The sequence below is a fragment of the Jannaschia faecimaris genome (assembly GCF_900107415.1).
GTDB lineage: Bacteria > Pseudomonadota > Alphaproteobacteria > Rhodobacterales > Rhodobacteraceae > Jannaschia > Jannaschia faecimaris.
The window spans coordinates 18,653-39,989 of sequence record NZ_FNPX01000008.1 but is presented as its reverse complement, the minus strand read 5'-3'; the positions used below and the strand labels follow the sequence as shown (position 1 = coordinate 39,989).

The window sequence follows — 21,337 nt, the reverse complement described above, 5'->3', positions numbered from 1 at the left end:
ATACATTCGGGTTAACAAAGCCTTGCCAAGCACGATCGCCGATATTTATTCAGCCGCTCGGGCAACCGGATCGGGGCGCGGCAAACGCACCCGGAACGCGGCTCCGCCCTGACCGGGCAAGTACAGGATATCGCCGCCCAAGCGTTGCATCACCTCCCGGCAGATCGCCAGGCCGAGCCCCGCGCTGCCGGCAGCGGCATGGTCGGTCAGGCGCGCGAATTTCTCGAAGATCAGACCCCTGTCACCCGCAGCGATTCCCGTTCCATTATCGATGAAATCGACAATCAGGGAGCCGCGACCGGTGCTTACGGCAATTTGCAGGGCCGGGTCATCGGCGTCGCAGTACTTGGCCGCATTCGTGATCAGGTTGATAAAGACCTGTGCAAGTCGGTCGCCGTCCGTCTCCTGTACGGTGTCTTCCGCCTCGGTGTCGCGCGTGACCCGCAGGCCAGTCTGGCCCGAGGCCGTCACCGCGCGGTCGATCACGTCGCGCAGGTTGATCGGGGCGGGGTGCAGCACGACCTGGCCTGATTCCAGCACGCTCAGGTCCAGCAGATCGTCGAGCAGACGGGTCAGTCGCTGACTTTCGTCCAGAATGATGCCCGCGTAATGCCCCCGCTCCTCGTCCGACAGGTCGTCGGACCGCAGGATTTCGGAAAACGCCCGGATCGAGGTCATCGGCGTTCGCAACTCGTGGCTGACCTGGCTGAGAAACGCGTCCTTCTGATGGCCCAGCGTGGTCAGCTTCTCATTCGCCGCGCGCAATTCGCCCGCCGTTCGGGTCAGTTCGACCGACTGCGCCTCCAGTCGGGCGGAGTAGTCCATGATCTGCGCCGTCTCGTCGGCCACGGCCAACAGGTCCTGCACCGAGACGGCCGCGTCTCCGGTGATGCCGGTGACCATCGCGTGGGCCGTCGCGGCACCCACCGAACCGGCCAGTCTGCGCTCCAGCCGTTCCAGCAGGTCAGGCGTCGCTTCAGGCAGGTCGCCGGGACGGCCTTGCGTCGCGGCCTCTGCGGCGAACAGCGCCTGAGCCTCGCGCCCGCCCAGAATGCGCTGCGCCATGACCAAAAGTTCGTCCGCGCGCGCACCGTCGCTGCGCCGTCCGCGCCGGGGGGTAGCGCGGTCAAAAACCTGAACGAAGCGCGGGGCCTGCAACTGCTCCATGGGTGTCGGTCGTGACAGAAGCGAGCCCAGGCAGAACACCAGCGTGTTGGCCCCCAGCGACACCAGAACCGCCGTCACCAGCGGATCCCCCGACAACCCGAACAGGGCTTCGGGCCGCAGGGCGGCGATGCCGAAGGGCCCTGCGGCAAGGAAGGCATCGCTGGCCAGCACCGGCAGCAGCATGGTCCAGACCCAGAATACGAAGCCGGTGACGATTCCCGCTGCCGCGCCCAGTCGCGTCGCGCCCGACCAGAAAAGACCGAACGCCAACGCGGGCAGGACCTGCGCCATGCCGACGAAACTGATCAGACCGATCGAAGCCAGCGCCGCCGTTCCCCCGGTGACGCGGAAGTAGAGATACCCCATCGCCAGCACGATCAGGATCGACGCCCGTCGCGCCCGCAGCACGACGCTGCGCACGTCACCCGAGATCGATGCGCGCCCCTCGCCCCGTTCGTTAACCGCAAGCCAGAGCGGCATCACCACGTGGTTCGACAGCATGGTCGCCAGCGCCACGGCCGCGACGATGACCATCGACGTCGCCGAGGAAAACCCACCCAGAAAAGCCAGCAGCGCCAGACCGCCCTGCCCTTCAGCCAACGGTAGCGTCAGTACGAACAGGTCGGGGTTCGCACCAAGCGGCATCCGCGCGAGGCCGGTGGCCGCGATTGGAACAACGAAGATGCACATCGCGAGAAGATACGTAGGGAACGCCCAAGAGGCGGTAACCAGGTGCCGCTCGTCCGAGTTTTCGACCACCAGCACCTGAAACATGCGCGGCAGACAGATGACCGCCGCCGCGGACACGAAGATTAACCCAGCCCAGCGGCCCGGAACCGCCGTCCAGTCGGCCAGAGAGGAGGTCGCGATCACCTCCCGCGTGGGAGTAAGCCCCCCATTCAGGCCCCAGACAACAAAGATGCCGACCGAGAGAAGCGCGACCAGCTTGACCACCGCCTCGACCGCGATGGCGCTGACGATGCCGTCGTGCCGCTCCCCGGTGTCGAGTTTGCGGGTACCGAAGATGATCGTAAAGATCGCAAGGCCCACCGCGACCCAGAACGCCAGGCCCGTCAGTTCGGACGCTTCGGTTCCGGGGGCGGCAAAAACCCCGAACGACAGCGTGACCGATTGCAGTTGCAGCGCGATGTAGGGCGTGGTGCCCACAACCGCCAGCAGCGTCACCAACACCGCGATCAGGTTCGACTTGCCATACCGGGAGGAAATCATGTCCGCGATCGACGTGATCCGTTCGGCCCGTCCGATCCGCACCAGCTTGCGCAGGAACCACCACCAGCCGATGAACACGAGCGTCGGGCCAAGATAGATCGCCATGAACTCCAACCCGGAGCGTGCCGCGTAGCCGACCGCGCCGTAGAACGTCCAAGCAGTACAGTAAATTGACAGCGAGAGCGTATAAATCGCCGGCCCTCGCAAAAGGCTGCGGCCCCGTGCCGCCTGTCGTTCACCCGCGAAGGCCACCAGGAACAAGAACGCCACATAGACCAGCGACAGCACGATGAGCAGGTTCAGCGAAAGGACCATGCCGTCATCCATCCCGCGGGCCGGCGGGCGTCTCCTCGGCGTGGGTGTGCAGATACCCAAGCCAGGCAGCCAGCCCCACCAGCAGGAACCAGGCCGCGAAAAGGTAGATCAGCCACGGGGCCGTCGCGCCCGCCGCCGCCGGGCCGCCGGACAGAGCGAGGTCCGGCAATACAAACAGCAGAACGCCCAGCAACGGCAGCAGGCGGATCGCGTCGCCGATCCGGGCGCGGCGTAGGGCACGCCGCTGTGCCGCGCTGGCCGAAGGGGCCGGGGTCGGCAGCACGCTCATCGCACGCCGCGCGCCAAGTCGGCAACCGCCGCCACTAGCTCCTGATTGGAAAACGGCTTGGTCATGAACCGCGTCACGCCCAAGGCGGCTGCACGCTCCCGGTCCTTGGTCTGGCCCTTGGCCGTCAACATCAAGACCGGCAGGTCGGCCGACACGGTGCCGACGCCGTCGCGGATGCCACCCAGAACGTCAAACCCGGAACGGCCCGGCAGCATCACGTCAAGCACGACCACGTCGGGAGTATGTCGCGCGACGGCCTCCAGAGCCGTAGATCCGTCGGAATGGGTCGATACGCGCCAGCCAGCCCGCCCCAGCAAGAACGAGATGGCGGTCGCGATGTTCGGTTCATCCTCGATCAGCAGGACGCGGCCGGGGGCCGCCGCTCCATCAGGCATTTCAGTCATGCCCGGCCTCCCCTCCGGTCAATTCCACGGTCGAAGTGTCCTCCGAGACGGAGCCCGAGTCCAGCATTACACCGCCCGAAAGCACTGAAGGTTCCCGCCGGGCGGCGCAATCGGCACGGGGACAAACCCGACAGCCCGGCCCCACCGGCAGACCTGCCCCGGCGCTGCGCGACCGCGTCAGCAACATTGTCGCCTGTAGAACGGGGGCCTGCCCAAATCCCGGCGGGGTCACCGCCTCGGCCACCGCATGAACGCGCCACCCCGCACCGTCCGGTGTCTCGATCACCGTGGTCATAGGGTGTCCGGGCTGCGCGAAGGTCGCGTAGAGCGGCCAGAGCGGGCAACCCGCCCCCATCACCGGCAAGGCGAATCCCGCCACCGGCTTGCGCCGCAGAAGTGCGCCTGACGCGTCGCAGACCACCAAGCCCCTTCCCGGATCGACCACGCCCAGACGGCGCAGAACCAACGCCAGATCGCCCCCCGCCGCCGCGATCAGGTCATCGGGCTGCTCGGCTGCCTCGACCAGCGCGCGGGGCAGACGGGCGGCGTCCTCTGCATCCCCGCGCAAGACGTCTGCCGCCAACGCGCGCGCTGCCGGGTCGGCGATGGGTGCCACCAGTGACGCAACGGCTGTCGCGCCCTGCTCCTCCAGCGCGGCGAACCGGTGTCCCGCATCATCCAAAAAACGCGATACGATTTCCGACGGAAGGAGCCGTTCCCCGCCCTGCGTCGCGCGTCCGTCGAACAGCGCCATCACGGCCTCGACGCCGTCCGCCAGACGGCGGCTATCACTGTCGAGGTTGGCGAGGAACCGGCGCAGCCAGTTCGCGTCGATCTCGGGCGTCTGGGCCAGGATCGAGGCGGTAGAGCGCACGACCGATACAGTCGAAAGCATCTCGTGCATCGCGTCGGCGAGGGTGGGGTCATGCGACAGTCGGTCCGACAAGGCCTCAACCGTGCGGGCCTGCGCCGCCAAGGCCTCGGCCTGCGCCACGATCAACCGGGCCCAGGCAGGGTGGCGTTGCGTCAGGGTCGCAGCCTCGGACAGCGCCTCCGCGTCGATCTTGCCCACGGCACCCGCGTTCCGGACGCCTTCGATCAGCGCGGCGTCGCCATCTTCGGCAAGCGCGGCCCGATCGGTGCCCAGTGCATCGGCCAGCCGCGTCAGAAGTGCGCCGCCGATGGCCCGTCGGTTGTGCTCGATGAGGTTCAGATACGACGGAGATATGCCGACCGTCGCCGCAACCCCGGCCTGTTTCAGCCCGAGCATTAGACGCCGCTCCCGAATGCGTCGCCCCGTTGGAAAGGACCTTGGCACACAACCCCCTGACTCTGTTCATTTGCTGCGCTTGCAGTGTGGCGCTTCGCGCTTGCGTGACAATTGATTTACAAGATTCTCGTTCAGTCTGTCATTTTTTTTACAGAAAAATCCAGCAACTTCGATGTCTTGTTGATGACTTCACCCAACGTCAGCCATGATGCCGTCAACCCGTCAACGAAGACGGGTCGTATCCGCACACTCTGGAGGGGGACGTGCGGAATTTCGCAAACAGGGAGGGTCTCAATGACCAAATCGAACTTCACCCGCCGCGGCGTGATGAAGACCGGCTTCGCCGCAGGTGCCGGCCTTGCCGCTCCGACCATCTTCACCGGTGCCGTCTGGGCCGACGCGCACTCCGGCTTCACCAATGCGCCGCAAGGCAGCTCTGTCACGCTGGGCTTCAACGTACCCCAAACCGGTGCCTATGCGGACGAGGGCGCGGATGAACTGCGCGCCTATGAGCTGGCAGTCGAGCACCTGAACGGTGGCGGCGACGGCGGCATGATGCAGACGTTCTCGTCAAAAGTGCTGGATGGTACTGGCATCCTTGGCAAGAAGGTCGAGTACGTCACCGGCGACACGAATACCAACACCGACACTGCCCGCTCTTCAGCTCGATCGCTGATCGAGAAGGACAAGGCCATCATGATCACCGGCGGTTCGTCCTCGGGCGTGGCCATCGGTGTCCAAGGACTGTGCCAAGAAGCCGGCGTTATCTTCATGGCCGGCCTGACGCACTCCAACGACACCACGGGCAAGGACAAGAAGGCCAACGGTTTCCGTCACTTCTTCAATACAGAAATGTCGGGTGCCGCGCTGGCCCCTATCCTTGAGGCAAACTACGGCACCGACCGCAAGGCCTATCACCTGACCGCCGACTACACTTGGGGTTGGAGCCAGGAAGGTTCCATGAGGACCTACACCGAGGCCATGGGCTGGGAGACGGTCCAGACGGTCAAGACGCCCGTGGGCGCAGGTGACTTCTCGGCCTACATTACGCCGGTCCTGCAGTCGGGTGCGGATACGTTGATCCTGAACCACTACGGCGGGGACATGGTCAACTCGCTGACTCAGGCGGTCGAGTTCGGCCTGCGCGACGCTCAGGTCAACGGCAAGGACTTCACCATCGTGGTTCCGCTCTACTCGCGCCTGATGGCCCGTGGTGCCGGCGAAGCCGCCAAAGGCATCTTCGGCTCCACGAACTGGCACTGGTCGCTGACCGACGACGCCTCCCAGGCGTTCGTCAGGTCCTTCGGTGAAAAGTACGGGTTCCCACCGAGCCAGGCTGCGCACACCTGCTACGTGCAGGCCTTGCTCTATGCGGATGCGGTTACCCGCGCCGGTTCGTTCAACCCCTGCGCAGTTGTCGAGGCCCTGGAGGGTTATGAGTTCGACGGCCTGGGCAACGGTCCGACACTGTACCGCGCCGAAGATCACCAGTGCTTCAAGGACGTGCTGGTCGTGAAGGGTAAAGAGAACCCGACCTCCGAGTTTGACCTTCTGGAGATCGTGGAAATCACGCCGCGTGCAAAAGTCGAGTACGCCGTGGATCACCCCGACTTCGCTGGTGGCGACTTGGGCGAGTGCAACCCGGGCGCCTGAGCCCCGGTCACAAATGAAAATCAGTTGGGGCGCCCCGAGCGGCGGCCCAACGACGACCCCTCGCGGACTTCTTCCGGTATCGGGGCGACTTCTCTGGAGTGTTGGGGAACATGGACGGAATTCTCATTCAGATACTGAACGGTCTGGACAAGGGGTCGGCCTATGCGCTGATCGCGCTTGGCCTGACCCTGATCTTCGGAACACTTGGCGTCGTGAACTTCGCCCATGGTGCGCTGTTCATGCTCGGGGCCTTCTGCGCTGTGACATTGCAACGCATACTCAACCTCTCGACCACTTCCATTGACGCGACGCGAACGGATTTTCTGGGCAACCCGCTCAAAGTTCAGACCCCTTACGTTGAAAGCTGGTTCGGGCCCGAGATGGGCTCCACGATTATCGACTGGTCTGTCCCGCTCGCCATTCTCTTCGCAATTCCCGTGATGATCGCCATCGGTTTCATAATGGAACGCGGCTTGATCAAGCACTTCTACAAACGTCCCCACGCCGATCAGATCCTCGTGACCTTCGGCCTTGCCATCGTGATCCAGGAAATCGTCAAGTACTTCTTCGGCGCGAACCCGATCCCGACGCCAGCGCCCGACTACTTCCGCGGCTCGTTCGATTTCGGCGCGCTGCTCGGGATGGACCCGAACATAGTTATCTATCCGCTGTGGCGGCTGACCTACTTCGGCTTTGCGGCCGTCATCATCACGGGCATCTTCGCCTTCCTTCAATTCACGACGTTCGGAATGGTCGTGCGTGCCGGTATGGCCGACCGCGAAACCGTTGGCCTGCTTGGCATCAACATCGACAAGCGGTTCACCATAATGTTCGGCATTGCAGCGGCAGTCGCGGGACTGGCGGGGGTGATGTACACGCCGATCAACCCCCCGAACTACCACATGGGAATGGATTTCCTCGTCCTCAGCTTCGTGGTGGTCGTCGTCGGCGGCATGGGCTCCCTGCCCGGTGCCGTGTTGGCAGGCTTCCTTCTGGGCATCCTCGAGAGCTTTGCGTCCATGACGCAGGTCATTGCGCTGCTGCCCGGCATTAACCAGATCATCATCTACCTCGTCGCCATGATCGTCCTTCTGACCCGTCCGCGCGGTCTGATGGGGCGCAAAGGCGTGATGGAGGACTGAACCATGACCGACCAGACACAGAACATCCCCGCGACTTCCGACGCGCCGAGGGTCACCCCCCGCGCGAACGGAAGTATCCTTGGCCTTACGAAAAAGGACTTCGGTCTGTTTACCATCGTCATCGCCTTGACGATCTTGGCCCCTTTCCTGCTCAACCCCTTCCCCAGCGACAGCGCAATGGCGCAGTTCAACGCGGGCTACCCTGACCTGATGCAGCGGTTCGTAATCTTCGGGATCTTTGCCATCGGCTTCAACATCCTGTTCGGGCTGACGGGTTACCTCAGCTTCGGCCACGCCGCCTTTCTGGGCATAGGATCCTATTCCTGCGTGTGGATGTTCAAGCTGCTGGGGTACAACGTGCTGCCCGGTATCGGTCTGAGCATCGTGGTTTCGGGGCTCTTCGCCCTCCTGATCGGCTTCATCTCGCTGCGGCGGTCGGGAATCTATTTTTCGATCCTGACGCTGGCCTTCGCGCAGATGTCTTTCGCGCTGGCCTATTCGGTGTTGTCAAACCCCAAGTTCAACCTGACGAATGGGGAATCTGGCCTTCAGGTCTATACCAACGATCCGCAGATCTTCCACAATTCCGCCACGACGGTGGATGCGCCGCACCTTTTTGGCGTCGCAATGCGTGCCACCGAGGTGTTGAACATCGGCGGATGGTCGTTCCAGTTCAACATGGGCTACTATCTGTCCGCAGTCATCATGATCGGCTGCTTCTATCTGTCGATCCGTTTGTTCCGCTCGCCCTTCGGGATGATGCTGCGCGCGGTGAAATCGAACCAGCAGCGGCTGAACTACACCGGCCTGAACCCCAAACCCTACACCCTTGCCGCCTTCGTGATCTCAGGCATGTACGCCGGTCTTGCCGGTGGCCTGCTGTCCGCGATGGACCCGCTTGCCGGGGCGGAGCGGATGCAGTGGACAGCGTCCGGCGAAGTCGTTCTGATGACGATCCTGGGCGGTGCCGGAACCCTGATCGGGCCGGTGCTTGGCGCAGGCTTCATCAAGTACTTCGAAAATATCTTCTCGAAGATCAACGAAGCCACGCTGCACAGCTGGTTCGCCTTCCTGCCCGACGGGATGGAGGATTTCGTGGTCGCCATTATCTATCCCTTCGTAGGCAAGGGTTGGCACCTGACGCTGGGCCTGATGTTCATGGCCGTGGTCATCTTCCTGCCGGGCGGGCTGGTGCAGGGCGGACAGAAACTCGCCACGGTCTTCCGCCGTGACCGAAAATCCGCTGACGCCGAAAAGACCGCCGGCGACCAACGCAACGCCTCGGAGTAATCGATGATGGGTATTCTCGAAGTCAAGAACGTCGGCAAACGCTTCGGCGGCTTGCAGGCCTTGGACGACGTCAACTTGTCGGTCGCCGAGCAGACGGTTCACGCGATCATCGGGCCGAACGGAGCTGGCAAGTCGACCCTTCTGAACTGCCTGGTGGGCAAGCTCATCCCGGATACGGGGTCGGTCACCTTCGAAGGTCAGTCGGTCCTCGGGCGCAAACCGCACGAGATCAACCAGATGGGCATCTCGCGCGTGTTCCAGACGCCGGAAATCTTCGGCGACCTGACCGTCATGGAAAACATGATGATCCCCTGCTTGGCCAAACGCGACGGCTCCTTCGCGCTGCACGCCTACGGCCAGCTCCTGCGCGACGGTGAAATCGTGGACCGGGCGGAGCATATGCTTGAGGATATGAAGATGGCCGATAAGCGGAACATGCACGCGGCATCCATGTCGCGCGGCGACAAGCGGCGGCTGGAAATCGGCATGTGCCTGGCGCAGGAGCCGCGCCTGCTGCTGCTGGACGAGCCGACGGCCGGAATGGCGCGGGCGGACACGAACAACACCATCGATCTGCTCAAGCAGATCAAGGAGAGCCGCCCGATCACAATCGCCATCATCGAGCATGACATGCACGTCGTCTTCTCGTTGGCCGAACGCATCACGGTTCTGGCGCAGGGCACCCCACTGGTCGAGGACACGCCCGAGAACATCAAGGGCCACCCCAAGGTACGCGAAGCGTACTTGGGTGAATCCAGCGGGCACTGAGGAGACTTACCGATGAACGTGAAAACCGATTTCACCCGCGACGACAACAAGGCAGCCAGCAGCCCCGCCTATTTCAGCGTGCACGACATCCACGCCTACTACGGCGAGAGCTATATCGTGCAGGGCGTCAGCTTTAATGTCCACGAAGGTGAGATTCTCGCCCTGCTGGGCCGTAACGGTGCCGGAAAAACGTCGACTTTACGGACCTGCGCGCGCGTGGGGTCGCCCGAACTTCGGCACGGGGAGATATGGCTGGACCACCAGCCGTTGCACAAGATGGCCGCCCACGAGGCATCTCAGGCCGGTCTGGGCCTGGTGCCCGAGGACCGCCGCATTATTGCCGGCCTGACGGTCGAGGAGAACCTGAAACTGGCACAGATCGCCCCGCCGATCGGCTGGTCGCTGGAACGTCTGTACGAGTTGTTCCCCCGTCTCGGAGAACGCCGCAAGCAAGAGGGCGTGACGCTTTCCGGCGGTGAGCAGCAAATGCTCGCCATCGCCCGCGCCCTTGCGCGCGATGTCAAACTCTTGTTGCTAGACGAGCCTTACGAAGGCTTGGCCCCCGTGATCGTGGACGAGATCGAGAAGACCCTGATCGAGATTCGCAAGCTCGGGATGACGACCATCCTGGTGGAGCAGAACGCCGTCCGCGCGCTGGAGCTTTCGGACCGGGCCGTGATCCTGGATACCGGCGGCGTCGTGTTCGACGGCACCGCGGCCGAAGTCCTGAACGACGAAGCCCTGCGCTCGGAATACCTCGCAATTTGACTTGAATACGCCGGGGGCCCCCGCCCCCCGACACGGCCAGGCCCGCAAAGGGGCCAAGGAGGATCCATGCCCGACGATCAAATGTTCCCGCCGTCCGCCGAGATGGCGGCCAATGCGCACGCCGACCGCGCCACCTATGACGCGATGTACGAAGCCAGCGTCGCGGACCCAGAGTCCTTCTGGGCCGAGCACGGCAAGCGCATCGACTGGATCAAGCCCTACACTCGCGTAAAGAACACCTCCTTCGCGCCCGGCAACGTTTCGATAAAATGGTTTGAGGACGGCACCCTGAACATCGCCGCCAACTGCATCGACCGCCATCTTAAGGAGCGGGGGACCCAGACCGCGATCATCTGGGAACCCGACAGCCCCGACGACGAGGCGCAGCACATAACCTACCAGCAGCTGCATGCACACGTTTGTAAATTCGCGAACGTCCTCAAGGGCATGGGCGTGGGCAAGGGCGACCGCGTCGTCCTCTACATGCCCATGATCCCGCAGGCGGCCTATGCGATGCTGGCCTGCGCCCGGATCGGCGCGATCCACTCGATCGTCTTTGCCGGCTTCTCAGCCGATGCGCTGTCGGCACGGATCAACGGCTCCGATGCGAAGGTCGTCATCACTGCGGACGGTGCCCCCCGCGGCGGTCGGGTGACCAATTTGAAGGACAACGTGAACCAGGCCCTGCTGCATTGCGACGACAACGTGCAATGCCTGATCGTCAAGCGGACGGGTCAGCAGGTCGCCATTCGCCCCACCGGCGATGTCTGGCTTCACGAAGCCGAGGCCGATGTCTCGAACGATTGCCCGCCCGAGGAAATGAACGCCGAAGACCCTCTGTTCATTCTGTATACATCCGGCTCCACCGGAATGCCGAAAGGCGTGGTGCATACGACGGGCGGCTACCTCGTCTATGCGTCGATGACGCATGAATACACCTTCGACTACAAGGACGGCGAAGTCTTCTGGTGTACCGCCGATGTTGGCTGGGTCACAGGCCACAGCTATATCGTCTATGGCCCACTGGCGAACGGGGCGACCACGGTGATGTTCGAAGGTGTGCCCACCTACCCGGATGCGGGCCGTTTCTGGGCCGTCTGCGAAAAGCACAAGGTGGCGCAGTTCTACACCGCGCCGACCGCCCTGCGCGCGCTCATGGGCCAGGGCAACAGCTTCGTGGAGCCCTATGACCTCAGCTCCCTGCGCATTCTCGGCACCGTCGGTGAGCCGATCAATCCCGAGGCGTGGAACTGGTACAACGATGTCGTGGGCAAGGGAAAATGCCCCATCGTTGACACCTGGTGGCAGACGGAAACCGGCGGCCACCTTCTGACTCCCCTGCCCGGCGCGATCCCGACCAAACCCGGATCGGCCACGTTGCCGTTCTTCGGCATACAACCTGTCATCCTGGAGCCGACCACGGGCGAGGAAATTCACGAGACGGCGGCCGAGGGCGTGCTGTGCATCAAGGACAGCTGGCCCGGCCAGATGCGCACCGTCTGGGGCGATCACGAGCGGTTCGAAAAAACATACTTCAGCGATTACAAGAACTACTACTTCACCGGCGACGGCTGCCGGCGCGATGCGGACGGCTATTACTGGATCACCGGGCGTGTGGACGACGTGATCAACGTATCGGGCCACCGGATGGGCACGGCGGAGGTCGAGTCGGCACTCGTGGCCCACCAGAAGGTCGCCGAGGCGGCAGTCGTCGGCTACCCCCACACCGTCAAGGGCCAAGGGATCTATGCCTATGTCACGCTGATGGGCGGGGAGGAGCCCTCGGACGAATTGCGCAAGGAGCTTTCGGACTGGGTTCGCTCCGAGATTGGCCCGATCGCCAAGCCCGACCTGATCCAATGGGCCCCCGGCCTGCCCAAGACGCGCTCCGGCAAGATCATGCGCCGCATCCTGCGCAAGATCGCCGAAGACGATTTCGGCGCGCTTGGCGATACATCGACCTTGGCGGACCCATCCGTGGTCGACGACCTGATCGAAAACCGGATGAACCGGTAGTTCCCCGACGTCCCGCCGCGGCCCGGACAAGGGCACGCGGCGGGGCGAATTTGATTTGCACGACGCCGAACATCGGCCTCCCAATGCCGTCCGGACGTGTCGCGTCAACTGGCGAATCGACCATCCCTACCAGCGCGACGGCATTCCGGGTGCATGATCATCGACTGCGGATATCCCCACCCCATTGCCACCTCGTTCTTGCCTATGAATTCGGCGAACGGTCAGCCCGATCCGCCACCAGTCGCCACCCGGCCAGCGGCTGGCGATGCCAAACCGTCCCGGTCCACAGTCACGGTCCCTTTTGAAGGAGAACGTGCAAATACTTCCCCTCGGGTCGCGTCCGGGGTAAGGGCAAGGGAAACAGGCTTCGGAGACGGTAATGACCAAAACCCACGAGAGCGATGTCGCCTTTATCAAGGCCCTGGCCGAGCTTCTGCGCGAAAACGACCTAAGCGAGCTGGAAGTGAGCCGTGAATACGGTGAAGACGACGCGCTGAACGTGCGCGTCGCCCGGCAAATGACCGCGGCACCCGCTCCCGTATATCATGCGGCTCCGGCGGCACCTGCGGCCGCACCAGCCCCCGCCGCCGCCAGCGCAGCACCCCAGGAAGACCCGGCTCAGGATCCAGGTGCCGTGACCTCCCCCATGGTCGGCACGGCCTACATGTCATCCGAACCGGGGTCCGCACCGTTCGTGCAGGTCGGCGACACCGTATCCGAAGGCCAGACGATCATGATCGTGGAAGCGATGAAGACCATGAACCAGATCCCCAGCCCCCGCGCCGGAACGGTCAAGCGTATCCTGGTCGAGGATGGTGCCGCTGTCGAATTCGGTGCCCCCCTTGTGATCTTGGGTTAAGCCCATGTTCAAGAAGATCCTGATCGCAAACCGGGGCGAGATTGCCCTGCGTGTTGTTCGTGCCGCCCGCGAGATGGGCGTGGCCACAGTCGCCGTCCATTCCACCGCCGATGCCGACGCGATGCACGTCCGCATGGCTGACGAGTCGATCTGTATCGGCCCGGCGTCGGGCGCACTGTCCTACCTGTCGGTGCCGGCCATCATCTCTGCCTGCGAGATCACGGGGGCTGAAGCGATCCACCCCGGCTATGGCTTCCTTTCGGAAAACGCGAACTTCGTGCAGGCTTTGGAAGACCACGGCATCACGTTCATCGGGCCCACAGCGGAACATATCCGCATCATGGGCGACAAGATCACTGCCAAGGACACGATGCTGAAATTGGGCGTGCCCTGCGTACCCGGATCCGAGGGCGGCGTGCCAACCTTGGCCGACGCGCAGCGCATCGGCGAGGAGATCGGATACCCGGTCATCGTCAAGGCAACGGCCGGCGGCGGTGGACGCGGTATGAAGCTGGCCAAGACGGCCGCCGACATGGAAAGCGCCTTTCACACCGCACGGCAGGAATCCAAGGCGGCCTTCGGCAACGATGAAGTATACATCGAGAAATATCTGACCACGCCACGCCATATCGAGGTGCAGGTCTTCGGTGACGGCAAGGGCCGTGCAGTCCATCTGGGCGAGCGCGACTGCTCGCTGCAGCGACGCCATCAGAAGGTCTTCGAGGAGGCCCCCGGCCCCTGCATCACGCCCGAGATGCGCGCCGAAATCGGCAAGACCTGCGCCGAGGCCGTGGCCCGCATCAACTATGCCGGAGCGGGCACGGTAGAGTTTTTGTACGAAAACGGCGAATTCTACTTCATCGAGATGAACACTCGCCTGCAGGTGGAACACCCGGTGACCGAGGCCATTTTCGGCGTCGACCTCGTGCGCGAACAGATCCGGGTGGCCGCGGGCCTTCCGATGTCGTTGCAGCAGGATGAGTTGAAGATCAACGGTCACGCGATCGAGGTGCGGATCAACGCGGAGAAGCTGCCCAGTTTCACACCATCGCCGGGCCGGATCACGCAGTATCATGCGCCCGGCGGCCTTGGCGTGCGCATGGACAGCGCCCTTTACGACGGCTACCGCATCCCTCCCTACTACGACAGCCTGATCGGCAAGCTAATTGTGCATGGCCGCGATCGGGACGAGGCGTTGGCGCGTCTGCGCCGCTCCCTCGGGGAGTTGATTGTGGACGGCATCGACACAACGATCCCGCTGCACGCGGCATTGGTCGAGGATCCGGACGTGTTGGCGGGGAACTATACGATCCATTGGCTGGAACACTGGCTTGAAACCAATCTTGGCTGACCTGCCGCTCCGATTGACTCTGGCCTTGGGTTTGGCTGTGGGACTGGCCGCTTGCGGTGACACGCCGACACCCGGTGTGGAGGCTGCGTCCATGGGCCTGCCCCCAGGGGATGCGCTCTTCTCCTCGGACCGTGACGCGCGCAATTTCGATGCCTACGCGGATCGGTTCGCGACCATCGATTGCCGGGGCCTCAATGCGTCGCGCGCGGCCCTGCGCGCGCAGGCCGAAAAAAGCGGCTCCCCCGGCACAGGTCTCGTTGCCGGGGCCATCGGCGCGCTGATCGGTGGACCCGCAGGGGCACTCGCAAAGGTCATCGGAACCGAGGCGTCACAGCTTGTGGCGAAGTCAGGGAATGTCAGGCTGGCCGCAGCCGAGGCCGTCTACGTGGCCAAATCCTGCGACAATCCCGGTGGTGGGCGCGGCCAGACCCGGCCGACCACCCCGGTACGAACCGGCCCCGGACAGATTGGCCCCATACAAACCACGCCCGTGCCGACCTTGATCGCGGCAACCCTTCCGAAAACGACGGCAACCTGAAGGTTCACCTCGGTCTTCCAACGTCGCCTCCGGCACTCTATCTTAGCGGCCATGCCCCGCGATACACCACCAATCACACCCGAGACCCTGCTGATGGCCTACGCCTCCGGTGTCTTCCCGATGGCCGAAGGGCGGAGCGATCCGGAAATCTTCTGGGTCGACCCCAAGACGCGCGGTGTCCTGCCGCTCGACGGGTTTCGCATGTCACGCAGCCTGTCCAAAACCATCGCGCAGGAACGCTTCGTCGTGACGTTGAACGAAGACTTCGAAGGCGTTTTGGCGGGGTGCGCCGACCGGGAAGAAACATGGATCAATCAGGAAATCGCCGCGCTTTACCGCGAATTACATAAATCTGCATTCGCGCATTCGCTGGAGATATGGGCCGACCATGGCCAACGCTTGGTTGGCGGCGTCTACGGCGTGACCCTAGGGTCGGCATTCTTCGGAGAATCGATGTTTTCGCACGCGCGCGACGCGTCGAAAATCGCGCTGGCCTACATGGTGACGCTGCTGCGCCAGCAGGGTTTCACCCTGTTCGACACCCAGTTTCTGACCGATCACCTCGCGTCGCTGGGGGCGGTGGAAATCCCGCGGGCTCAGTACCATAGGCAGTTGACACATGCCCTCGGTCGACAAGCGCGGCTGGACGGCCCGATGCCTCAGTCGACATCTGTCAGGCAGCTCAGGACCCAGACGTCATAACGTCGATGCTCCAGCGCATTGAGCGCGGGCGACGAGGCGACCATCCAACCGGCGAACAGTTCCTGCACTTCGCGCGTGTCGACGACCTGCATCAGACCAAAGGCATCGCCTTCGGGATTGTTTGCGGGGTAGCGGCATTCATGCAGCGTCACTTGCAGCGATCCGTAGGCCATGGTTTGTCCGACCGACATCTCAACGTCGATGACTTCGCCCGAGACCTTGTCGAGGGTCCGGAGTACGGCCCCGGTACCTTGCCCAGTTCGAGCAGCCGCGCCGGTGTTCAACTGAACCTGCGCGTCCGCCATCCCGGCGGCCAGCAGCGTCAGCGCAAAGGCAATCCGGATCACTCGGGGCTCCAGGCCTCGTAGTCTGAAGCAGGCTTCACATCGGCTCGTCGCAGCGATCCTTTGCGAAAGAACGCGCCCTCCGAACCCGTCAAGTTTGGCTGGTGAGGCTTTTCCCATTTCTGATGAACGATCGGGTCTTCGGTCGGGGGCTTGGGGTACATCTTGTGCAGCCATCCGTACCACTCCGGTGTGACCCGGCTGGCGTCGTTGTCGCCTGGGAAGTGCACCCAACGCCGACTGTCATCGTCGTTGCGGTAATAGACGTTGCCCGCCTCGTCTTCCCCGACCTTGGTGCCGAACCGGCGAGTCCAGAGGGCGGTGCCAAAACTCTGCCCGTCCCACCAACCGACAAGGCGCTTGAAAAATCCGGCCATGTTTCGTCCTCCGCGGGTCGTTTCCCCTCTCCTACACCGCAGGACGGCGTGGTCAAGGTCGCGCCGGGCGGTCGGCAGGCGACGGGCGCATGTCGCCCACCGCGTTTCAAGACGGATTCATGGCAATGCCCGGCCTGCACCACGGGACGGTGAATGCCGCATCTGTCGTTCGCGCTGGCCCCCGCCCCACGCCGCGGTTAATCTACGGCAAATTCCGAGGGAGAGACCCATGACCGAGACGCGCCAGTACGGCTTCGACACCCTGCAAATTCACGCGGGTGCCCGCCCCGACCCGGCGACGGGCGCGCGGCAGACGCCGATCTACCAGACCACCGCCTATGTGTTCCGCGACGCCGAGCACGCCGCCGCACTCTTCAATCTGCAAGAGGTCGGGTATATCTACAGCCGCCTGACCAATCCAACCGTGGCCGTTCTGCAAGAGCGCATCGCCACGCTGGAGGGCGGCGCGGGCGCGGTCTGCTGTTCCTCGGGCCATGCAGCGCAGATCATGGCGCTGTTCCCGCTGATGCAGCCGGGCTGCAACATCGTTGCATCCTCGCGGCTCTATGGCGGCACGATCACCCAGTTCAGCCAGACGATCAAACGCTTCGGCTGGTCCTGTACCTTCGTGGATTTCGACGATCTGGACGCCGTGAAGGCCGCCATCAACGACGAAACCCGTGCCATCTTCGGCGAAGCCATCGCCAATCCGGGCGGCTGGATCATGGATGTGCGCGCCGTGGCCGACATCGCCGACGCGGCGGGTATCCCGCTGATCATCGACAACACGACGGCAACGCCATACCTCGTGCGCCCGATCGAGCACGGGGCCACGCTGGTCGTGCATTCGACCACTAAGTACCTGACCGGCAACGGCACCGTCACCGGCGGCTGCGTGGTGGATTCGGGTCGCTTCGACTGGTCCGCATCGGACAAATTCCCATCCCTGTCACAGGCCGAGCCCGCGTATCATGGCCTCAAGTTTCACGAGACGTTCGGCAACCTGGCCTTCACCTTCCACAGTATCGCTGTCGGTCTGCGCGACTTGGGCATGACAATGAACCCGCAGGCTGCGCATTACACCCTCTGCGGTATCGAGACGCTGTCGCTGCGCATGGAACGTCACGTCCAGAACGCGGAAACCGTTGCTGGCTGGCTGGAAAAGCATCCGGCGGTCGATCACGTCACCTACGCGGGTCTGGCCTCATCGCCCTACAACGCGCTGGCCAAGAAAGTCTGTCCCAAGGGGGCGGGCGGCCTTTTCACGATCGCGCTCAAGGGCGGCTACGACGCCTGCGTCAAGTTTGTCGACAGCCTTGAGATCTTCAGCCATGTCGCCAACCTGGGCGACGCGCGGAGCTTGGTCATCCACTCTGCATCAACCACGCACCGTCAGCTTTCGCCCGAACAGCAGGCAGCGGCGGGAGCCAGCCCCGACGTCGTACGGATTTCGATCGGGATCGAAGACGCCGACGACCTGATCGCTGATCTTGATCAGGCCTTGGAAAAGGTATCGTAAGCGTGGGCTAACTAAAAAAGGGGGGCCGTTGCGGCCCCCTTTTGCTGGCCGGTTGTAGATCGGAATTCTTCCGATCTGTCGCGCACCTCAATGCGCATCCGCAGCCACTGGCACCCCGATCTCGTCCGACGGGTGCACCGCTCTATCCCCGCATGCCCTCGCAAGCGACCGTGCCGGGCTCCGCATCCAGCAACAGTCCCACCATCTCGAACGGGGCGGCACGGCAGGCTTTGTGACCGGACATTGTTTTCCCAGGGAGTTTTTGTACGTTCCGATTTTGAGGCATATCCAAGAGGCCCGAAGCCTGATGCCCCTCGGCGATGGGTCGCCGACAGGCGCACCCGCCTTTTCATGCGCTACCCTGTAACTTACAGTCGGGTAAATGGTCCCGACCAAACAGTGACCACACGCTGGCAGGCAATCGCATGACACCACAGATCGCACTCGACCTCTCGCTCGACGGAATCGCCGTACTGTCCCGCGCAGACGGTGGCGTCTGGTGGCGTGAAGGCGTGGTGCGGCTGGACGCACCCGATATGGCTGAGGGGCTGACACGGCTGCGCGCCCGTTGTGCCGCCCGCGTGGGCGAAGATTTCACCTCGATCCTGATTATTCCCGAAAGCCAGTTGCTGTTCACATCACTTGAACGCGACGACCGGGACCCGAAGGTGACGATCCGATCCCTGCTGCGCGGGCGCACGCCCTACGAGGTTGAGGATCTGGCCTTTGATTACGTGCAAAAGGGCGACCGTCTGCAAGTGGCCGTCGTAGCCCTTGAAACCCTGATGGAGGCCGAGGAATTCGCCGCCGGATTTGGATTCCGACCCGTCGTGATCATGGGTGATACGGGTGACATGACCTATCCGGGCAGACCCCATTTCGGGCAAACAGGTATCGCGGCGGAATTCCTGGAGGGTGCCAACCTCTTGCTGGATCTTGAGGACGAGTTCGAAGTGATCCCCGCGCCCGCCCCGCCCGAAATGGCCCAGGAAGAAACACCGGAGCCGGTCGAGGACCCTTCCGTGGCGGAAGCCCCTGTCGCCACACCTTCGACCGAGACAACTGAGAAATCGGTGCCGGTTGACGCGCTGCCCGAGGTCAAAGCAGAGCCAGCAGCCCCGACACCCGTCACGCCGACACCGGTTGACGCCGCCCCCGAGGCATCGACACCAGAGACCTTTGAGGATGCACTCGCAGTCGCTGAAGCGTTGGCCTCGCCGCCGCCAGTAAGCGAGCCCGAGCCCGAAACAGCGCCCCCAACCGAGACCAGACCCGAACCGGCAATGCCCGCCTTTAGCACCCGGCGACGGGGCCAGCCGCCGCTCGGCTCCAAGCCAGCAGAGCCGTCCCTTACGCGGATCGCGCCGCGTCTGGCCGCACCGATTACACCTGAGCAGCCAAAGACCGCCACGCCAACGGCAACCAAAGCAAGCTCCGCAACGCTGGCGGACCGAGCACCGCCAGAAGCCGCCAAGGCACCCGAACCAGCCAGTGTGGCAGAAGCGCCAGAACTGGCGGATCCGCCCGCCGATACGAAACCCACAAAACCAACGGTGGCCGCCTCCGGCACCCGCCCTGACGCGCCCGCCGCACCTCAGACCGGCAAGGCTCTGGAAGATATCGACGCCGTGGCACTCAGCCTGCCTGGATTGGCACGTGAAAAGGCCGTTCAGCCCCGTCGCAGCGGTACCGCGAGGCTTGGCGTGTACCTGACTTTGTCTCTTTTGGCGCTGATGGGCGTTATCGCGGTCTGGTCAGTGATGATGAAGGGCGCGCCAACGAAGGATGGCCCTGCGAGCGCTGCCTTGGCACCGGCATCCGAAGAAACGGTCGCGCAGTTCCCGCGTGCGACGATTCCGCCGGCCGACCTGCCAGCGGATCAGGACGTGGCCGACCTTCTGCCGTCTACCGAAGATTCGGGCGACCGAACCGCCGGCTCCGATCTTGCCCGCCCGCCCCTGCCGATCACCACCCCGAGGGTCCCGGCGCAAGACACGTCGGAGCGGACGGAACCCGAACGAACAACCGTCGACGACGTGATCGAACCGACCCCGATCCCGCCCAATCCCGATGACGGCCAAACCGCACAGACCAATGCGGCAAGTGCTCCGGAAGTGCCAGAAACGGTGGAAATTGAGGGGAACTTTGAAGGAACTCCCGCGCTGACCGAAGGTCTTCTGGCGCAGGAAACCGACGACACCGTGATCGCTTCCGTCGAAGCGGAACGACCATTAGGCGAACCCAGCCCGCTGCCACCTGCCACTGAGCAGGACGAAACTCCGGTCGCGGCCCCCCCAGCCACGCCGTCCACAGACGAGACCGAAACCACGTCCGAACCAGTGGTCGAGCCGAGCCCCGAGGCTGAGGCATCATCGTCCGCCGAGGAGCCCGCTTCGGAGCCTGACGCCACTGTTGAGCCATTGGTACCCCCCACGGAAGAAGGCACGGTCGCCCCCGGCGGATACACCGTTATCGCCGGGCGCCCGGACGTCATGCCCACACGGCGTGCTGACGACACCACACCGGCAGACGTCGAAACGGTGCCAACGCCAGAAGACGATGCCGCCCGCGCCGAGCTGCGCCGCACGCGGCCAGCCCAGCGCCCCGGAGATGCTATCCCGCAGGAGGCGGAGGCCACCACCGAAGCCGAAACCCCGCCGCCGATGGCCAGTGGTTTCACGCGTGAAGAGCTGACACGCACGCGCCCCCTGCAGCGCCCCGACAGCATAACGGACGCGGCCGCGCGCGAGGCAGAAGAGGCGGCCCGTGCCGCTGTTCTCGCCGCGGCCGCCCAAGAGCGTGCCGCCGTTGTTGAAGCCGCCGCCGCCGCCGCTGTCGCCTCGCTTGCCAGTCAGGCCACCACGGAAAGCACGACTGCCGGCCAAGTCACTTCCTCCTCCCGACTTGCGATCTCGCAGTCGGATCGACCGCGTTCCCGCCCCCGATCGGTCGAGCGGGAGGCCGCACGCATCGTTACCAGTCGTCGCGCGCAGACCAGCGCCGCGCCAGCGGCAGCAAGCACTGCAAGTGTCGCGAGCGAGGAAACCGTGCCAACCGCCCAACGCAGCGGGCAAACCATACGCTCCGCCGGCGGGAGCGTTGCCCGCGCGGCTACACAACGAAACGCAATCCGCCTGCGTGAGATCAACCTTGTCGGTGTCTACGGTCGCCCCAACGCCCGCCGTGCCCTCGTGCGGCTGTCGAACGGTCGCTACGTGAAGGTCGAAGTCGGTGACCGGCTAGATCGGGGACGCGTGACGGCCATCGGTGACAGTCAGTTGGTCTATCAGCGCAGTGGTCGCAGCGTGAGTTTACGCCTGCCCAACTCCTGATCT

General features: G+C 63.8%; 18 protein-coding genes. 12 read left to right on the top strand and 6 right to left on the bottom strand.

Annotated elements, in window-relative coordinates:
• Positions 1-45: 45 nt before the first annotated feature.
• From BLV27_RS10415 to BLV27_RS10400, 4 genes are read right to left on the bottom strand one after another with little or no spacing between them, the layout of a single operon-like run.
• Positions 46-2,712 carry a sensor histidine kinase gene (locus BLV27_RS10415; protein WP_092645819.1) on the bottom strand — a complete coding sequence of 889 codons (2,667 nt, stop codon included), beginning with the start codon at positions 2,710-2,712 and terminating at the stop codon, positions 46-48.
• A gap of 4 nt (positions 2,713-2,716) precedes the next feature.
• Positions 2,717-3,001, bottom strand: a complete 285-nt coding sequence (locus BLV27_RS10410; RefSeq protein WP_092645653.1) for a hypothetical protein — start codon at positions 2,999-3,001, stop codon at positions 2,717-2,719.
• A complete protein-coding gene (locus BLV27_RS10405; protein WP_244504619.1) occupies positions 2,998-3,405 on the bottom strand; it encodes a response regulator transcription factor in 408 nt (135 codons plus the stop codon). The genes BLV27_RS10410 and BLV27_RS10405 overlap by 4 nt, the downstream gene beginning before the upstream one ends.
• Complete coding sequence (locus BLV27_RS10400; RefSeq protein ID WP_280140302.1) at positions 3,398-4,723, bottom strand: short-chain fatty acyl-CoA regulator family protein; 1,326 nt, start codon at positions 4,721-4,723, stop codon at positions 3,398-3,400. Before BLV27_RS10400 ends, BLV27_RS10405 begins: the two co-directional genes overlap by 8 nt.
• Positions 4,724-4,969: 246 nt before the next feature.
• Here BLV27_RS10400 and BLV27_RS10395 point away from each other — a divergent pair, with 246 nt between their 5' ends.
• The 10 genes from BLV27_RS10395 (at position 4,970) to aat (ending at position 15,762) form a co-directional block, all read left to right on the top strand.
• A complete protein-coding gene (locus BLV27_RS10395) occupies positions 4,970-6,328 on the top strand; it encodes a substrate-binding protein (RefSeq protein WP_092645647.1) in 1,359 nt (452 codons plus the stop codon).
• A 110-nt stretch (positions 6,329-6,438) separates the two neighbouring features.
• Positions 6,439-7,470, top strand: a complete 1,032-nt coding sequence (locus BLV27_RS10390) for a branched-chain amino acid ABC transporter permease (protein WP_092645645.1) — start codon at positions 6,439-6,441, stop codon at positions 7,468-7,470.
• Positions 7,471-7,545: 75 nt separating this feature from the next.
• On the top strand, positions 7,546-8,760 hold the full coding sequence (locus BLV27_RS10385; RefSeq protein ID WP_170831430.1) for a branched-chain amino acid ABC transporter permease: 1,215 nt from the start codon (positions 7,546-7,548) through the stop codon (positions 8,758-8,760).
• A gap of 6 nt (positions 8,761-8,766) precedes the next feature.
• Positions 8,767-9,528 (top strand): ABC transporter ATP-binding protein, encoded by a 762-nt coding sequence (locus BLV27_RS10380; RefSeq protein WP_092645817.1) that lies wholly within the window; start codon positions 8,767-8,769, stop codon positions 9,526-9,528.
• A gap of 12 nt (positions 9,529-9,540) precedes the next feature.
• Entirely contained in the window at positions 9,541-10,296 is a 756-nt protein-coding gene (locus tag BLV27_RS10375; protein ID WP_092645641.1) for an ABC transporter ATP-binding protein, read from the top strand.
• 66 nt (positions 10,297-10,362) lie between these two features.
• The gene (acs, locus tag BLV27_RS10370) at positions 10,363-12,312 is read left to right on the top strand and encodes an acetate--CoA ligase (RefSeq protein ID WP_092645639.1); all 1,950 of its coding nucleotides are present in this window, start codon (positions 10,363-10,365) and stop codon (positions 12,310-12,312) included.
• 379 nt (positions 12,313-12,691) lie between these two features.
• A complete protein-coding gene (accB, locus tag BLV27_RS10365) occupies positions 12,692-13,171 on the top strand; it encodes an acetyl-CoA carboxylase biotin carboxyl carrier protein (protein ID WP_092645637.1) in 480 nt (159 codons plus the stop codon).
• A gap of 4 nt (positions 13,172-13,175) precedes the next feature.
• A complete protein-coding gene (accC, locus tag BLV27_RS10360; protein WP_092645635.1) occupies positions 13,176-14,522 on the top strand; it encodes an acetyl-CoA carboxylase biotin carboxylase subunit in 1,347 nt (448 codons plus the stop codon).
• Entirely contained in the window at positions 14,515-15,060 is a 546-nt protein-coding gene (locus BLV27_RS10355) for a hypothetical protein (RefSeq protein ID WP_139176596.1), read from the top strand. The genes accC and BLV27_RS10355 overlap by 8 nt, the downstream gene beginning before the upstream one ends.
• A gap of 51 nt (positions 15,061-15,111) precedes the next feature.
• A complete protein-coding gene (gene aat, locus BLV27_RS10350) occupies positions 15,112-15,762 on the top strand; it encodes a leucyl/phenylalanyl-tRNA--protein transferase (RefSeq protein WP_092645631.1) in 651 nt (216 codons plus the stop codon).
• Here aat and BLV27_RS10345 read toward each other — a convergent pair.
• Both BLV27_RS10345 and BLV27_RS10340 read right to left on the bottom strand, forming a co-directional pair.
• On the bottom strand, positions 15,720-16,109 hold the full coding sequence (locus BLV27_RS10345) for a DUF2155 domain-containing protein (protein WP_342024561.1): 390 nt from the start codon (positions 16,107-16,109) through the stop codon (positions 15,720-15,722). The genes aat and BLV27_RS10345 overlap by 43 nt on opposite strands.
• Entirely contained in the window at positions 16,106-16,483 is a 378-nt protein-coding gene (locus tag BLV27_RS10340; protein WP_092645629.1) for an NADH:ubiquinone oxidoreductase subunit NDUFA12, read from the bottom strand. Before BLV27_RS10340 ends, BLV27_RS10345 begins: the two co-directional genes overlap by 4 nt.
• Before the next feature lie 229 nt (positions 16,484-16,712).
• Here BLV27_RS10340 and BLV27_RS10335 point away from each other — a divergent pair, with 229 nt between their 5' ends.
• Positions 16,713-18,002: an O-acetylhomoserine aminocarboxypropyltransferase/cysteine synthase family protein gene (locus tag BLV27_RS10335; protein ID WP_092645627.1), complete on the top strand. Its 1,290-nt coding sequence runs from the start codon at positions 16,713-16,715 to the stop codon at positions 18,000-18,002.
• A 425-nt stretch (positions 18,003-18,427) separates the two neighbouring features.
• The gene (locus tag BLV27_RS10330) at positions 18,428-21,334 is read left to right on the top strand and encodes a hypothetical protein (protein ID WP_092645625.1); all 2,907 of its coding nucleotides are present in this window, start codon (positions 18,428-18,430) and stop codon (positions 21,332-21,334) included.
• Positions 21,335-21,337: the final 3 nt, after the last annotated feature.

Excerpts from the sequence above, each read along its gene's own strand:
- BLV27_RS10415 (WP_092645819.1), bottom strand. The coding sequence starts at position 2,712 with ATGGTCCTTTCGCTGAACCTGCTCATCGTGCTGTCGCTGGTCTATGTG.
- BLV27_RS10410 (WP_092645653.1), bottom strand. The coding sequence starts at position 3,001 with ATGAGCGTGCTGCCGACCCCGGCCCCTTCGGCCAGCGCGGCACAGCGG.
- BLV27_RS10405 (WP_244504619.1), bottom strand. The coding sequence starts at position 3,405 with ATGACTGAAATGCCTGATGGAGCGGCGGCCCCCGGCCGCGTCCTGCTG.
- BLV27_RS10395 (WP_092645647.1), top strand. The coding sequence starts at position 4,970 with ATGACCAAATCGAACTTCACCCGCCGCGGCGTGATGAAGACCGGCTTC.
- BLV27_RS10390 (WP_092645645.1), top strand. The coding sequence starts at position 6,439 with ATGGACGGAATTCTCATTCAGATACTGAACGGTCTGGACAAGGGGTCG.
- BLV27_RS10380 (WP_092645817.1), top strand. The coding sequence starts at position 8,767 with ATGGGTATTCTCGAAGTCAAGAACGTCGGCAAACGCTTCGGCGGCTTG.
- BLV27_RS10375 (WP_092645641.1), top strand. The coding sequence starts at position 9,541 with ATGAACGTGAAAACCGATTTCACCCGCGACGACAACAAGGCAGCCAGC.
- acs (WP_092645639.1), top strand. The coding sequence starts at position 10,363 with ATGCCCGACGATCAAATGTTCCCGCCGTCCGCCGAGATGGCGGCCAAT.
- accB (WP_092645637.1), top strand. The coding sequence starts at position 12,692 with ATGACCAAAACCCACGAGAGCGATGTCGCCTTTATCAAGGCCCTGGCC.
- accC (WP_092645635.1), top strand. The coding sequence starts at position 13,176 with ATGTTCAAGAAGATCCTGATCGCAAACCGGGGCGAGATTGCCCTGCGT.
- aat (WP_092645631.1), top strand. The coding sequence starts at position 15,112 with ATGCCCCGCGATACACCACCAATCACACCCGAGACCCTGCTGATGGCC.
- BLV27_RS10340 (WP_092645629.1), bottom strand. The coding sequence starts at position 16,483 with ATGGCCGGATTTTTCAAGCGCCTTGTCGGTTGGTGGGACGGGCAGAGT.
- BLV27_RS10335 (WP_092645627.1), top strand. The coding sequence starts at position 16,713 with ATGACCGAGACGCGCCAGTACGGCTTCGACACCCTGCAAATTCACGCG.
- BLV27_RS10330 (WP_092645625.1), top strand. The coding sequence starts at position 18,428 with ATGACACCACAGATCGCACTCGACCTCTCGCTCGACGGAATCGCCGTA.